Genomic DNA, 14876 nt, shown 5'->3' on the forward strand with positions numbered 1-14876 from the left:
GAGGTGCGTGTATTTTTGATTTCCCGATATCAATAACGAAAGAGAACGACACTGTTACGCACCTCACTGAAGGTAATAAAGATAGGTTCGCGGCACCCTGATCCTGACGCTCGATTCGATGTTCCGCATTGCGTCGAATCCGTTCTTTCCTTATTTGCTGCAGCGTATCGATGAAGGCATGGGCGCAACGCCGCCGCCGGTCGTGAAGTCTCCGCCGCGCACCCATGAAACCGCTGCTGGGCAGCCTGACAATTTCGCCGACGACCTGAATGCACTCGAACAGGTTGGGGCCGATGAGCCTTAGACCAGAGTGCTTCAAAAGATTAGCCTGGCAGCCGCACGCGTTGAGACGCGCTTGACGAACGCTGCGTGTCCATCAAGCGCCCTGAGAACCACGGTACGGCATCGGTTCAATCGCTTTGCCCATTCGGAGCGGGCGCGGGTGCGGATCGCTGTGCCGCGGCTTCAGCTGCAACGCGCGCCTGGGCCGCCCGCAGGTCGTCGGGATATTTGTTGTCGCGTCCAGTCGGTTTGTAGCCGGCTCGTACGAGCTGGGCCAGTTCCTCGCGAACCTGTGCCCGCGTGGGCGATCCATTCGTGGGTTGCGCGAAAGAAAGGGACGGTACCAGCAGGGCAGCCGCAAGCGCGGCCAGTTTGAGTGTCCGGTTCATGGTCTGTGCCTCCAGCCAGGTGTCAGCGATACGGACCCGGGGTGGGCCGATAGCTGGCACCGTTAGCTTGACGCGGCAGACTTAAGGAACAGTTAACGTCGGACAGGCGACTTGTAATCTTCACATAAGCCGCCTTGCTTACAGGAGCCCGACAATTCGCTGCTGGCTACCGCCACGATTCGACCATGCTGCGCAATCGAACCGTGGCGGCCACCAGGTGTCTCATTGTGTTTGCATGGCCGGGGCAACGTCGTCGGCCGTGGCTGCGAAGCGGTGCTTTCGCATGGGCGCAAGAATGAACCTGGCCGACAGCCCCGCGATGATCGACACGACGGCGGAGCCGATCAGGACATGCTCCCATGATCCGCCGGCGGCCAAAAGCGAAGCAATCGGCACGAGCAACGACGCCGTGCCCTTGGCCGTATAGAGCGTGCCCGCGTTCGACGCCGCGTATTTGCTGCCGAACGTATCCGCGCAGATCGCCGGGAAGATCGAAAAGATTTCGCCCCAGCACAGGAAGATCAGCGGCGAAAAGATCAGGAATGCATAGGGATCGTGACCGAACGCATTCATTCCCAGCAATGCCAGCCCCTCGCCAACGAAGACGATCAGCATGGTGTTTTCGCGGCCGATCTTGTCCGACAGGAGCCCGCAAACGGGACGGGTCAGCCCGTTGAGCAGATTGTCGATCGAGAGCGCCAGCGTCAGCAGCGGCAGCGTCGCGCCGAAGAACTGTACCGGGAGCTTGGCAAAGCCAAATGACTTCGCAATCGGGCCGAGTTGAGCGGTCGCGATCAGACCGCCGGCGGCAACGAGCACGAATAGCAGATAGATCATCCAGAAGAGGGGCGTTTTGACCATCTGCCGTGGCGTGTAGTCGACTTTGCTCGTCACGACGCGCGCCACGGGCTTGATGCCGGGGCCTGGATTCGGACGGATCAACGCGATGCTCAGAATGAAGATGGCAATGCCCTGGATCACGCCGAACACGAAGAACGTTTGCCGGTACCCCGAGTCGCGAATCATGTTGGCAATCGGAATCACCGTCAGCGCGGCCCCGGCGCCGAAGCCCGCGGCGGTCAGGCCCGCGGCGAGGCCGCGACGGTCGGGGAACCATTTGAGTGCGTTGCCGACACAGGTGCCGTAGACGCAGCCTGCTCCCAGTCCGGCGATCACCGAAGCGGTGTAGAGCATGGGTAGCGTCGTGGCGAACGAATCGAGCACCCAGCTCAGCGCGACGAACGCCGCACCGCACATGACGACGGGGCGCGGGCCGAAGCGGTCGACGAGCCAGCCTTCAATCGGCACGAGCCAGGTTTCGACCAGAATGAAGATGGAAAACGCTAGCTGAACCGCGGCGCCGGTCCAGAGGTTTTGCGCTTTCATCGGGATCACGAAGAGTGTCCAGGCATACTGAAGGTTGGCGACGAGTGCCATGCAGGCAATACCGATGAAGAGTTGAGTCCACCGGTTTCTCAGGAAAGCATTGCCTGCCGGCGAGGCAGCGGATGACATGACGACATCTCCCACGAATTGAAGTTCGGACTACGGCGCGAGGGGGCCGCGCCACGCGCGCGCCGTAGCGTGTTGCATGCAGTGCAGATGCCGGGCGGGCAGGGCAGCCGCGCAGGCTGCCGCGTTACCCGGGCCCGGTCTGCGATATCACGACTTCTTCTCGTACACCCCAACCTTGTTGCTTTCGTTGAGATAGACGTAGACGCGATGGGTGGCCGTATCGACCGTCAGCGTGTGGACTTTGGGCTCGGTACGGATGTGGTCGACAATCTGATTGGAGTCGAGATCGATCACCTCGAGATTGCCGGTCTTGTCGCCGATGAATGCGCGGCGCTTGTCGGTGTCGATCGCGGTCTGGTCGACCGCGCCGGCAACGGCGATGGTCGTGACCAGCTTGCCCGTTGCCGGGTCCACGACAAGCATCTTTTTGTCGCTGGTGCCGAAGATCAGGTGATGGGTTTTGCTGTCATAGACGCCGCCCTTGGCATCCTTCTTCAAACCGAAGTCCCACACCGCTTCGATCTGGTGCGTGTTCGGATCGATCACGTCGATCTTGCTGCCAACCGGCTGATACAGGCGGTCGGTGGATTCGACATACAGCGCAACGTCCGGACCGTCCTTGTCGTCTTCGGGCTTCAGCTTGAACGTCGCGGTCAGCTTGTACGGCGACTTCGGCTCGAACACGGCTTCATTGTTGCTGTCGTCGTTGGCGAGCAGAATCGTGCCCGTTTTCGTGTCGACATTGACGCCGTCGGGAGTTTTGCCGCCGCTGTCGACGGCGGCGATGCGCTCGAACGAATGTTTGTCATAGACGATCAACTTGCCCGTCGTCGCGTCGGTGACATAGGCGTGGTCTGCGTCGAAGTCGATGCCGTTGCCGGAATCGACGCCCCCAAGCGTTTTCTTCACTGCCATGCTGTTCGCGTCGATCACGACGACGTTGTGATTAGGCGACTGGGAGAGCCAGACCGCGTGGGTGTCCTTGTCATAGGTGACCCAATCGCCGTGACCGCCCTTGGTTCCCGGTAAATCGATCGTCTTGACGAGTTGATATTGCGACGTCTGTGCGTGGGCCGCTAATGAGCAAAGCCCCATTGCCGCCAGACAAACCGTCAATGCTTTGTGCGTGAGAAAAGCCATGTTGCCTCCATAGGAAATGAATGCGCGTGTGCGTGGTTCTATCGACTGGCTTGAATGCGAGGTCAGAACTTGTGCGTGATGCCGAGGATCGTCACGACCTGCGAGCGCGTGCTGGAACTCGCCGCAAGATCCCCCACCGTGCCGCCCGCCGCGACGATCTGTGAGCCGTCTTCGCTGAACGTCGTGCCGCTGGCGTGGGAATAGGCCACGGCCGTATAGAAGCTCGTGCGTTTGCTCAACGCGTAGGTGGCGTTCACCCCGAAGTTGTTGTACGTCGCTGATGACGCCCCGCTCGAGTGCGTGTACACATAGTTGAGCGCCGCGGCCAGTTCGGGACTGAACTGATACTGAAGCGCCGCGCCGCCAACGTTGAAGGTTTGGGTGCGGTTGAACGCGCCATAGTCCTTGTACGGTTTGTACTGCGCGTTGCTGTAGCGGACGTTGGCGGTCAGGTTGCCGATCACGTACTGCGCGGCGACCTGGAAGATCTGCCGCGAACCGAACATCGGCGTCGCGCCGAAAAGCGGCGTCACCGAGTTGTTCTGAACGAGGTCCGCCGCGCCGTTGCCGTTCACGTCGTTCTTCATGAACAGATAGCCGGTGGCAAGCGTCAGGCCGCCGGTGTTGTACGCGGCGGCGGCGCCATACGCATGGCCGCCCGTCGTATTGCCGGCAATGCCGCCAACGCCGTACATCAACTCGTACTGGAAGCCGGCGTAAGTGGGGCTCGCATATTTGATCGAGCTATTGATCCACGCCGAGTTGTCGTTGTTGTCGGCGTCGCCTGGGGTGGTGAAAACCGGGCCCGCGAAGTTGTCGCCGGTGATCGGCTGGATCAGATCGACCGTGGGGTCGAACTGGCGTCCCATCGTCACCGTGCCATAGGCGTCGTCAGAGAGTCCCACCGTGGCCTGATGGCCGAAAAGACGGCCGCCGGAAAGCGATCCATGCGTGATATCGAACGAGCTTTCCAGGGTGAATATCGCGTTCAGACCGCCGCCCAGTTCCTCCTTGCCCTTGAGGCCCCAATACGTGGCTGCGTTGTCGCCGTTTTGCATGGCCACGAGAGAATGGCCGCCGGTGTTGTTGTACCAGGCGACGGCTTCGTCGAGCGAGCCGTATAGCGTGACGCTGCTCTGTGCATGCACGGCAGCGGATGAGAAAGCGGTAAGTACTCCAACGTAAATAAAGCCTGACCTGAAATGTCTCACAACTTCTCCTTTCATTAATAATAATTTGTAGTGCGAAGTGCGTAATGAAGAATTCAGTGCTTAGGGCCGATGCCTGGTGCCAGGGCGACAGGCCTGGGGATCCACGCGGGTCACTCTGTGTGGCGCTACGGATGGTGCGCTGCGGTGCGTGCTGTCCAGCGGGGATGCGAGGCGGGCATCAGCTGTCCCGGGTCGAACTTTGACGGCGTGCCCAGCTTTCGGATAATCGAATAATTTTATGTGCACGATAAAAGGTTCGTTATGTCTGAAAGCCGTTTAAATGATCGAAGGCTGTGGTCCGCCCGTCTTAACCTGTCCGTTTGCTGACATGCCCGGCATGCATGGACGTCGGGAACGCCGTGGGAGAAGGCTGAGGCCGGTTCGCACTGGTTGCGTCTGCTTACGCATGGCACGAGCTTGCGCAAGAAGCGGATGAAGGAAAACGTAAAGAGAAGAGAGCGGTGCCTGCCGATCGATTTGACGCAAGGGGGCGACGGTCAGGGAATTCACTGAGCGCCTGCCGTTGTTCAAACATTCGGCCAGCTGGAGCGTTAACCTTCCCTTAAGGTTCGCGGCGGTAGCCTCACCCACTTTATGTGCAGCACGGGAGTGAACAACGGGGAGCGCCATGCGCATACTGGTGGTGGGAGACGACGCTTCGATAGACGCCGGATTGAAACGCGGGTTGCGCAAGGAGGGGTTTGCTGTCGACTGGGCGAATGATGTCGAAACGGCCATGCTTGCGCTTCGAACGACTTCATATGGTCTGGTGCTGCTCGATATCGGTTCGTCCGGGAATCACGGACTGACGCTGCTCGCCCGATTGCGGCGGCGAAACGATGCGACGCCCGTGATCGTGATGACGGCGCGCGATGCCGGTGCGGATGCAGTCGCGGGCCTTGACGGAGGCGCCGACGACTACCTCGTCAAACCGTTTGCAGTCGATGAACTGCTGGCGCGTATGCGCGCGTTGACCCGTCATCGAACGGGGCGTGTGCAGTCGTCGCTGCAGGTTGGCGCGTTACGGCTCGATCCTGCGCAACACCGTGTGTGGTTGCGTGACAAGGAAGTATCGGTGACGACGCGAGAGTTCGCGCTGCTTCATGAACTGATGCGCGATCCGGCGATCGTCGTCACGCCGGCGCAGCTCGAAGAACGCCTGTACGGATGGAACGAGGAGATCGAGAGCAACGCCATCCAGGTGCATATCCACAATCTGCGTCGCAAGCTGGGGGGAGACGCCATCCTCAATGTACGCGGCGTGGGTTATCGCATCGGGACACTCGCGTGAGACAGCCGCGCGGTGCTCTGGAATAACAGCTGTGCATAACGCAGTGACAACGCCATCTCAGCGGCTGGAGACCCACGTGAGGATGCTACTGGTCCATGACGACGATTCAATCGCGCTGCAGGTCGTGACGCAGATGCACCTCGCGGGATACGAGGTGGATTGGGCGAGCAGCGAATATGAAGCAGAACTGAGTTTGCGGTATCGATGCCACGACGTCGTGCTGCTCGCGTTCGGCGATTCCGGCGTGGACGCGTTCGAGCTGTTGCGCCGTTATCGCAGGCTCGGAGGGAATGCCGCGGTCGTCGCGCTGATTCCGCGCGGTCTGCTGGCGAGCCCGATGGTCGTGCTGGACGGCGGGGCCGACGACTATCTGACCACGCCGTTCGATCTCGAAGATCTGCGGTCGAGGGTTCGCGTCTTGATGCGGCGGCCGCATCGCGCGCAGGGTCCGGTGGTGCTGGGAAATTTGACAGTGAACCAGCTCGACGATCTGGTCCTGCTCGACGACATGCCGGTGACCTTGAGGCCGAGCGAATACCGGTTGTTGACAGCACTGGTCAACGAGCCCATGCGAGTTTTCACGCGTTCGGAGCTGGCGTTGCATCTCTTTGGACGCACACGCGCGGCCTCGGGTAGCGCTGTCGATGTCGTCGTTCACGGCTTGCGGCGCAAGCTTGGCCCGGAGAAGATCGTGACGATACGAGGCGTGGGCTATCGAATGCGCCAGACCGCGTGACGCCAGCGCGGCTCACTACGGCCGTAGCCATCGCAGGCTGATCGGCACAGCGAGAACCTTCCTGTATAGCGCGATCAACGCGCCGGTCACCGCCATGCCCGCGAGGCGCCAGATCGGGCTGCCAATCATGCAGGCCAGCCAGGCGACGATCGCCGCGCCGATCATGTCGAAGGGCCAGTGCACGCCGACGAAGATGCGAGCCCAGGCAACGGCGATATCGACGAACAAGGCGAGCAAGCCGATTCCCCGCTTCCCACCGTACAGGAAGGTGAACGAGACTGCGGAAAGCAGCGTCACATGATCGCTAGGAAACGAAGAATCGGGAGCATGGGCGAGAAACGTATGGCCCGTTGCGCTAGCGAAAGGGCGGGGGTGGTACCACGCCAGGCCGATCAGCTGGTTGATGCCGAGGGCCAGCAAGCCGGCAAAACAGGCGCGCACGGCCAACGCGCGGCGCTCGTCTGAGCCTGTCAACCATAGTGCCGCCAGCATGGCCGGGACCAGCAGGATCGCATAGTCCGCGATCAGCGTGCCCGCAGCAATGAGCCAATGCGGCGTTGCGGGTGTGGCATTGAGTGCGAGAAAAATGGTTCGGTTCAATGTTTCGACTGCATCCATAGGGGCCCTCTTTTTTCACGCCCGTTCTTGCCTCACCGCTGGAAGGCGGTTCCGGTTTTGTTGTCAGAGGCGATTCTACGCACCGGCCCCTTAACGAAACCTTAACAGGGGCGACTGGAATCCACCGACGGGCCGCGTGGACGGCGTGACATGGCCAGTTTTGTCAGTATGTCGTCCGGTTTGATCAGTCTGTCCGGCGCCTGTTGGCGCTAGGATTGCCACGGCGCGCCCTGGGGACTTCCTGAACAGGGACCAGGCGTAGAAACAGGCTGCGCCGCCGCTTCACAGGCGGCAAAACAGATAAGTGAGGAATCCATATGAGCAGGGAAGTCGTGGTGGTGGGCGGTGTGCGGACCGCGATCGGAAAATTCGGCGGCAGCCTGAAAGACGTGCCGCCAACCGAACTCGGTTCAATCGTCGTGCGCGAACTGCTCGCACGAAGCCACGTCGAGGCAAAGGACGTGGGGCATGTGGTGTTCGGCAATGTGATCGCCACCGAGCCGCGGGATTTTTACCTGTCTCGCGTCGCCGCGATCAACGCCGGCATTCCCGAATCGACGCCTGCGTTCAACGTCAACCGGCTGTGCGGTTCGGGCCTGCAGGCAATCGTTTCGGCTGCCCAGGCCATTCTGCTCGGCGATGCTGACGTGGCGATCGGCGCTGGCGCCGAGAACATGAGCCGCGCGCCGTACATCACGACCGAGGCGCGCTTCGGCGCACGCATGGGCGACGCGCGCCTCATCGACATGATGCTGGGCGCGCTCAACGATCCTTTCCACGCCGTGCCGATGGGCGTGACGGCCGAAAACGTCGCGGGCCGTTACGGCATCACGCGCGAGCAGCAGGACAACCTCGCGCTCGAGTCGCATCGTCGAGCGGCGCGAGCGATCGCAGAGGGCCGGTTCGCCAGCCAGATCGTGCCGGTCAAGCGCACGGTGAAAGGGCGCGAGACCGTCTTCGACACCGACGAACATTTGCGCCACGATGCAACGATCGACGACTTCGCGAAGCTTAAGCCCGTATTCGCGAAGGAGAACGGTACGGTCACGGCGGGCAATGCTTCCGGCATCAACGACGCGGGCGCGGCCGTCCTGCTGATGTCGCGCGCAGCGGCCGAGGCACGCGGCCTCGCGCCGATGGCGAAACTCGTGGCCTATGCACACGCGGGCGTCGATCCGCTTTACATGGGTATCGGCCCGGTGCCGGCTACGCGTCTTGCGTTGCAGCGCGCGGGACTGTCCGTCGCGGACCTCGATGTGATCGAGTCGAACGAGGCGTTTGCCGCCCAGGCGTGCGCGGTCACGCAGGAGCTGGGCCTGGACCCTGAAAAGGTGAACCCCAACGGCTCGGGTATTTCGCTTGGGCATCCCATTGGCGCGACTGGCGCACTGATCGCCGTGAAGGCGCTGCACGAACTCAAGCGCGTTGGCGGCCGTTACGCGCTCGTCACGATGTGCATTGGCGGCGGGCAGGGCATCGCCGCCATTTTCGAAAACGTCCAGTAAATTGTGTGCGCCTTCGGGCGCACCATATAAAGCCATGCAAATCGACACATTGGGAATCGTGGGCGCCGGGACGATGGGTTCCGGCATCGCGCAGGTCGCCGCGCTCGCTGGTCTGCGCGTGATCGTGGTCGACGTCAGCGAGGCCGCGCTCGACAGGGGGCTCACCGCGCTGAAGGGAAGCCTCGACCGGCTCATCGCGAAAGACAAGCTGGACGCGGCGGCGAGCGATGCCGCGCTCGCGCGCATCGAGACGTGCACCGATTATCAGCGGCTCGGTGCTGCCGGGCTGATCATCGAAGCCGCCACTGAAAACCTCGATCTGAAGCTGCGCATCCTGAAGCAGATTGAAGCGGTCGCGCGTCCCGACGCCATTCTCGCTTCCAATACGTCTTCAATTTCGATCACCACGCTTGGTGCCGCGCTTGCCGACCCGTCTCGCCTCGTCGGCATGCACTTCTTCAATCCGGTGCCGTTGATGCCGCTCGTTGAAATCATCCGGGGCCTCGAAACCGGTAGCGCCGCGGCGGAGACGGTCCACGAACTGACGCTGCGGCTCGGCAAGTCGCCGATCAGCGTGCGCAATTCGCCGGGCTTCGTGGTCAACCGCATTCTCGTGCCGATGATCAACGAGGCTTTCTTCCTGCTCGCCGAAGGCGTCGCGCCAGCCGAGGATATCGATACCGGCATGCGTCTCGGCGCGAATCAGCCGATTGGGCCGCTGGCGCTTGCCGACCTCGTTGGGCTCGACGTGGTGCTTTCGGTCATGGACGTCTTTTACAAGGACTTTGGCGATTCGAAATACCGCGCGTGCCCGCTGCTTCGTGAACTGGTGGCCGCCGGACGTCTGGGTCGGAAGACTGGGCGCGGGGTCTTTAGTTACAGCTAGAAGGATTACGGCGCAGGTTCCGCGGGCGGTCAGCCCGCGGGCGTTGAGGGTGATTGTCGAGATGTGATGCGGCGGATATTGATGTTTGCGAACATTATAAAAACTGCGATAATTTGCATTATGTCAAATAAAAGATAGCCACGTTTCCAGCACGCGCTCCTCGCGTCGGTTTAACTAATCTCGTTCCTATTTTTAAAGTAATTTTGTTCCAACCGTTGAGGCAGCATTCTCAGTTGCGTCTCTGCCGACCATCGCGTACTGCTCTATAGGAATTCTTCCGATCAAACGCCGAGACGTCGAACGCAGGCAACTCAACTGCCTAACTAACCCGCAGCCTCACGCTCCGCCGCAGTTCGAGCCGAGTCAGGGTCGTCAATAGCTTCGCAGGCGAATCTCGGATTGCATCCGGATTGCGTTGCGCGAGCACTGGCGCTTTGCATCGAAAGTGTTGCGCGCCCGTGGTTTCTCCCTGTACCTTGAGAGCGCCCAAGCCGGTCACAAGGAACTAGCCCATGTTTAAGTCGAAACTTCGCCGAGCGCTCGTTAAGGAGCGTCGAACCACGATGGATAGCCAGCGCTTCGATCGTGAAGCTTCTGCACAGCGTCAGGCGGCTGGTCAGCCGCCGGAAGTCGAGCCGAAATCGGATATACCACGCTTCGGCGAGCGCCCATCGCGCCACTGAGCGCTGCCCTCTGTCGGTCTCGTCGATCGGCGGGGAGCCGATTGGCTGAGCCAATACGGAAAGAGCAATGATGCCGCTGATCGATTTCACGTTTGCAGAAGGTTCGCTTACCGGCGGCGCTCAAAGCCGCCTGGCCGCCAGGATGTGGTGTGCTTGAACGACGCGCGCGAAATGAACAGCTTGCAATCGCCGTGTTGCAGATCGAAAGTGTCCGCTCTTGCGTACGCCAAGCCTTTACCGTCCCACATGAGTTCGATCCAGTCACCACCAGCTTGCCCTCCGGCGTATTCCCGGACACTCGCTCGCGATCCGCTCCCTCAGCGCCCCTCATCCATTTGCTGGCCAACGACACCTGCCATCACACGCCAGCGGTCGCTTTCCAGAACGGTCTGTGCGTCGATGCGCCTGAACATATCCAGGAGCGGCGCGACGAGCCCAGTCCAACCCGTCTGGTGACTTGCACCGAGCCCCGCGCCGTTGTCGCCGTGGAAATACTCGTAGAACAGGATCAGGTCACGCCAATGCGGGTCGTCCTGGAACTTGCCTGTCCCGCCATAAACCGGACGCCGACCATCCTCGCCGCGAAGAAACGTACCCGTCAGACGGCGGACGATCTCCTGCGCCACCTCGAACAGCGTCATCATCTGACCGGATCCCGTCGGGCATTGAACCTTGAATTCGTCGCCGAAAAAGCCGTATAGATTCGTCAGCGCCCTCACGATCAGGAGATTCACGGGCATCCACACCGGCCCCCTCCAGTTCGAGTTGCCACCGAACATGCCGGTATTCGACTCCGCAGGCAGATACTGCACTTTGTATTCCTGTCCGCCCACATTGATCATGTACGGGTGGTCGAGATGGTAGCGAGACAGCGAACGGATGCCGTACGGTCCGAGGAATTCGCTCTCGTCGAGCAGATATCCGAGCACGCGCTCCAGTTTCCGCGTATTGAGGATCGACAGAAGTCTGCGGTCTCTATGGCCGATGAAGCCAGCATCGGTCGGGGCCACATGGGCAAGCAACTCCGGGTAACGGCTTCGAAACTGTGCGATCAGCTCCATGAGTCGCGGACAGCGCGAGACTGAATCGGCTTCGAAAACCGTCGACGCGCACAGCGGCAACAAGCCCACCATCGACCTGACTCTCAAGCGCATCGTCTGGCCGTCGGGCAGACGCAACAGGTCATAGAAAAATCCGTCCTGCTCGTCCCACATGTCGTCCGGCTGGTCGCCAAGCCGGTTCATTGCGTACGCAATCCACATGAAATGCTGGACGAACTTGAAGGCAATCTCTTCGTACATGGGGTCGTGCTCGGCCAGGATGATGGCCATCTCCAGCATGCTCTGGCAATAAAACGCCATCCACGCAGTGCCGTCCGCCTGCTCGAGCGAACCGCCCGTGGGAAGTTGAGCGCTGCGATCGAACACGCCAATGTTGTCGAGCCCGAGAAAGCCACCGGCGAAGACGCTTCGACCCGAGGGGTCCTTACGGTTGACCCACCAGTTGAAATTGAGCATCAAGCCCTGGAACGAGCGCTCGAGAAAGCGCGGATCGGCGCGTCCCAACGCTCTCTCGTACTTGTAGAGCCAGAGCGTGGCAGCGGCATGCACGGGCGGATTCACGTCACTGAAGTTCCACTCGTAGGCCGGGATCTGCCCGCTGGGGTGAAGATACAGAATGCGCAGCATCAACAGCAACTGCTCCTTGGCAAAATCGAAATCGACAGGAGCGAGCGCGATCGTATGAAAAGCGAGATCCCACGCTGCGAACCAGGGGTACTCCCATTTGTCCGGCATGGAGATCACGTCGGCGTTCAGCATATGGAACCACTCGGTATTGCGCACCGCGTGGTGACTGGCTTCGAGCAATGGGTGGCTCTGGTGCTCGCGCAGCCAGCGTTCGAGATCGAAGTAGTAATACTGCTTGCTCCACAACATGCCCGCGAGTGCCTGACGATGTACGCGTCGCTCATCGTCGCTCAGTACCGTTGGCGCAATACGTTCGTAGAACGCGTCCGCTTCGGCCACGCGATCGTCGAAAGTCCTCTCGAAGTCATCGAAGGCGTTGGCCAGTTCGACAGCGCTCAGGCGCAGCCTGATGGTCGCAGCGCCGCCCGCGGGCACCTCGCATACGTAATGGGCCGCAGCTTTGGTTCCCGCTTTCGCCGGATTCACGGCGTCGCCCTGCCCGTCAATGACATACGCGTGGAACGCGTCCTTCACATAAGGCGACGCGTTGGGCTGGTTCCACAGACGCCGTGCGTTGCTTTCGTTTTCCGTAAAGAGCAGTTCCGTTTCACCGTCGCAATAGAGCCAGTACTCCCCCAGTTCCTGATGCGTCGCGCGAATGACGCCTGAGTCCGCTTCGCATAGCGATGGCCTGTAATCGTCGTAGCCCCACGACCAGGTATTGCGAAACCATAGCGTCGGCAGTACGCGAAGCCGCGCCCCTCTCCTTGCCCGGTTGTGCACGGTCACGCGTATGAAGATGTCTTCCGGGCCCGCCTTCGCGTATTCGACGAACACATCGAAATATCGATCGTCGTCGAATATGCCCGTGTCGAGCAGTTCGTACTCGAACTCACCGCGCGAACGCTTTCCGTTTGTCTCGACCAGATCCCGGTATGGAAATTCCCGCTGCGGATATTTGTACAGATACTTCATGTACGAGTGCGTGGGCGTGCTGTCGACATAGAAGTAGTACTCTTTCACGTCCTCGCCATGATTGCCTTCGCTATTGGTCAGACCGAAGAGACGCTCCTTCAGGATTGGGTCGTGTTCGTTCCAGAGCGCAAGCGCGAAGCACAACCGTTGCTTGTCGTCGCAGAGACCGCCGATCCCATCTTCTCCCCAGCGGTAGGCACGCGAGCGCGATTGATCGTGGGTGAAATAACGCCAGGCGTCGCCGTCGCCGCTGTAGTCCTCGCGGACCGTCCCCCATTGGCGCTCGCTGAGATACGGCCCCCACTTCTTCCACGGCACTTGCGCGGTACGCGACGCGTTCAGACGCGTTTCCTCTGCTGCGTCGACGTTTGCAGGACACATGCCTCGCCTCCCATCCACGAGATAGTCGCGAACTACCGAAGCGACGAGCCGGCGCTCGCAATAAGCATGAGCCCCCGAGCGTCACTGCGGCACCTGCGCAACGGGTTCCGCCGTAGCGGGCTGCGCCGGCGGCGGACCGCTCGCCGGTTGCGGCACGCTCATCTGCTCCGCCTGCACGACCCACCCGCCGCCCATCGCCATGTAGAGGTTGACGAGGTTCGTCAGCGTCGTGGCTCGGGTCTGGGTTTGCTGCAGTTCCGCGTTGAACAGATTGCGCTCGGCATCGAGCACCTCCAGGTAGCTCGTATAGCCGCCCTCGTAGCGTAGCCGCGCAAGCCGCAGATACTTGCGCAGGTATTCGACCTGCTGGCTCTGAATCTCGAACTGCTCGCGTGACTTTTGCACCGAGACCAACGCGTCGTCGACCTGCTGGAACGCCACCTTGATCGCATTCTCGTAGGCGAACAGCGCCTCCTGCTGACGCGCTTCGGCCTGCTTGTTCTGGCCGTAGATATTGCCGCCCGTGAAGATCGGCATCACTGCCGAGCCGGCGAACGTCCACACCCGCGCAGGCCCCGTGAAGAGATTGGAGAACTGCGTGCTCACCGAGCCGAACAGCCCCGTGAGCGAGATCTGTGGGAAATACAGCGCGCGCGCCGCACCAATCAGCGCATTTTGCGCGACCAGATTCTGCTCGGCCTGCAGCAGGTCGGGCCGGCGTTCGAGCAGGTCCGACGGCACGCCCGCAGGCACAGTGGGCGTCGAGAGATCCACCAATGCCCGGCCGCGCAGGATCGGCTCCGGGTTGCTGCCGAGCAGCACCGAGAGCGCGTCTTCCTGCTGTGCGATCTGCTGCTCGAATTGCGGGATGGTCGCCTTCGTCGCCGCATAGTCGGACTGGCTCTGTGCAAGCTCCATATCCGAGGTTTGGCCGAACTGCTGGCGCAGCGTGAACACGTGCACGGAATCGGCACGGCTCACGGTTGTGCTCTGTGCGATTTCGAGCTGCGCGTCGAGGCTGCGCAGCGTGATATAGGACGTCGCGACCGACGCGACGAGCGTCAGAATCGTCGCGCGTCGGCTTTGTTCGGCCACGTTCACGTTGGCGCGCGCCGCCTCGGTTTCGCGCCGCACCTGGCCAAACAGGTCGATGGTCCAGAAGGCCGACACGCTCGCCTGGTATTCGTTGAAGACCGGCGAGACGCCGGCCGGTATCGGCGTCGGGCCGTTCTGCGACGCGCGCTCGCGCGCCGCGCTGAAACCTGCGCTCGCCTGCGGGAACAGTGCCGAACGCGTGCTCACGAACTGGCCCATGAACTCGTCGACACGCGCGGCCGCCTGCTTCACGTTGAGGTTGTTCTCGAGCGCGGTCTTCACCAGGTCGTTCAGCACCGGGTCGTCGAACTGCTCCCACCACGTGGTGTTGGCGACGTCGGCCACGTCCGGGTACGCAAACCGGTACGTTGCCGGCACGTCCACTTTCGGCCGCTCGTAGTTGGGGCCGAGCAGACAGCCGTTCAGCAAGCCGATCAGCACGACTGGCGCGGCGACGCGCGTGAAAGCAGCGGCGCGCATG

11 protein-coding genes and 1 pseudogene are annotated in these 14876 nt (G+C 61.3%); 5 read left to right on the forward strand and 7 right to left on the reverse strand.

Annotation, left to right across the window (positions count from 1 at the left end):
• Window positions 1-118 precede the first annotated feature (118 nt).
• Window positions 119-304, forward strand: coding sequence for a hypothetical protein (locus AB4Y35_RS05635; RefSeq protein WP_368703655.1), 186 nt, complete (start codon window positions 119-121; stop codon window positions 302-304).
• A 166-nt stretch (window positions 305-470) separates the two neighbouring features.
• Here the strand turns inward: AB4Y35_RS05635 and AB4Y35_RS05640 are convergent.
• The 4 genes and pseudogenes from AB4Y35_RS05640 to AB4Y35_RS05655 form a co-directional block, all read right to left on the reverse strand.
• Window positions 471-671: pseudogene (locus tag AB4Y35_RS05640) on the reverse strand (DUF4148 domain-containing protein); the annotation flags it as partial.
• A 222-nt stretch (window positions 672-893) separates the two neighbouring features.
• Window positions 894-2186 carry an oxalate/formate MFS antiporter gene (oxlT, locus tag AB4Y35_RS05645; RefSeq protein ID WP_368703656.1) on the reverse strand — a complete coding sequence of 431 codons (1293 nt, stop codon included), beginning with the start codon at window positions 2184-2186 and terminating at the stop codon, window positions 894-896.
• Between the two features lie 147 nt (window positions 2187-2333).
• Entirely contained in the window at window positions 2334-3326 is a 993-nt protein-coding gene (locus tag AB4Y35_RS05650; RefSeq protein WP_368703657.1) for a YncE family protein, read from the reverse strand.
• A gap of 62 nt (window positions 3327-3388) precedes the next feature.
• Window positions 3389-4552 carry a porin gene (locus tag AB4Y35_RS05655; protein ID WP_368703658.1) on the reverse strand — a complete coding sequence of 388 codons (1164 nt, stop codon included), beginning with the start codon at window positions 4550-4552 and terminating at the stop codon, window positions 3389-3391.
• Window positions 4553-5165: 613 nt separating this feature from the next.
• On the opposite strand from AB4Y35_RS05655, the gene AB4Y35_RS05660 reads away from it, so the two are divergent.
• Entirely contained in the window at window positions 5166-5828 is a 663-nt protein-coding gene (locus tag AB4Y35_RS05660) for a response regulator (protein WP_368703659.1), read from the forward strand.
• 82 nt (window positions 5829-5910) lie between these two features.
• Complete coding sequence (locus tag AB4Y35_RS05665; RefSeq protein ID WP_368703863.1) at window positions 5911-6564, forward strand: response regulator transcription factor; 654 nt, start codon at window positions 5911-5913, stop codon at window positions 6562-6564.
• A 15-nt stretch (window positions 6565-6579) separates the two neighbouring features.
• Here the strand turns inward: AB4Y35_RS05665 and AB4Y35_RS05670 are convergent, their stop codons facing one another.
• On the reverse strand, window positions 6580-7182 hold the full coding sequence (locus tag AB4Y35_RS05670; protein WP_368703660.1) for a phosphatase PAP2 family protein: 603 nt from the start codon (window positions 7180-7182) through the stop codon (window positions 6580-6582).
• A gap of 317 nt (window positions 7183-7499) precedes the next feature.
• Between AB4Y35_RS05670 and bktB the strand changes: the two genes are divergently transcribed.
• Together bktB and AB4Y35_RS05680 are read left to right on the forward strand one after the other, a co-directional pair.
• Window positions 7500-8687: a beta-ketothiolase BktB gene (gene bktB / locus AB4Y35_RS05675; RefSeq protein WP_368703661.1), complete on the forward strand. Its 1188-nt coding sequence runs from the start codon at window positions 7500-7502 to the stop codon at window positions 8685-8687.
• A 34-nt stretch (window positions 8688-8721) separates the two neighbouring features.
• Complete coding sequence (locus AB4Y35_RS05680) at window positions 8722-9573, forward strand: 3-hydroxybutyryl-CoA dehydrogenase (RefSeq protein ID WP_368703662.1); 852 nt, start codon at window positions 8722-8724, stop codon at window positions 9571-9573.
• 1000 nt (window positions 9574-10573) lie between these two features.
• Here AB4Y35_RS05680 and AB4Y35_RS05685 read toward each other — a convergent pair.
• Window positions 10574-13300 (reverse strand): glucosidase, encoded by a 2727-nt coding sequence (locus AB4Y35_RS05685; protein WP_368703663.1) that lies wholly within the window; start codon window positions 13298-13300, stop codon window positions 10574-10576.
• Window positions 13301-13381: 81 nt separating this feature from the next.
• Window positions 13382-14875, reverse strand: coding sequence for an efflux transporter outer membrane subunit (locus AB4Y35_RS05690; protein WP_368703664.1), 1494 nt, complete (start codon window positions 14873-14875; stop codon window positions 13382-13384).
• Window position 14876: the final 1 nt, after the last annotated feature.

The organism is Paraburkholderia sp. EG286A (assembly GCF_040965375.1).
Lineage (GTDB): Bacteria > Pseudomonadota > Gammaproteobacteria > Burkholderiales > Burkholderiaceae > Paraburkholderia.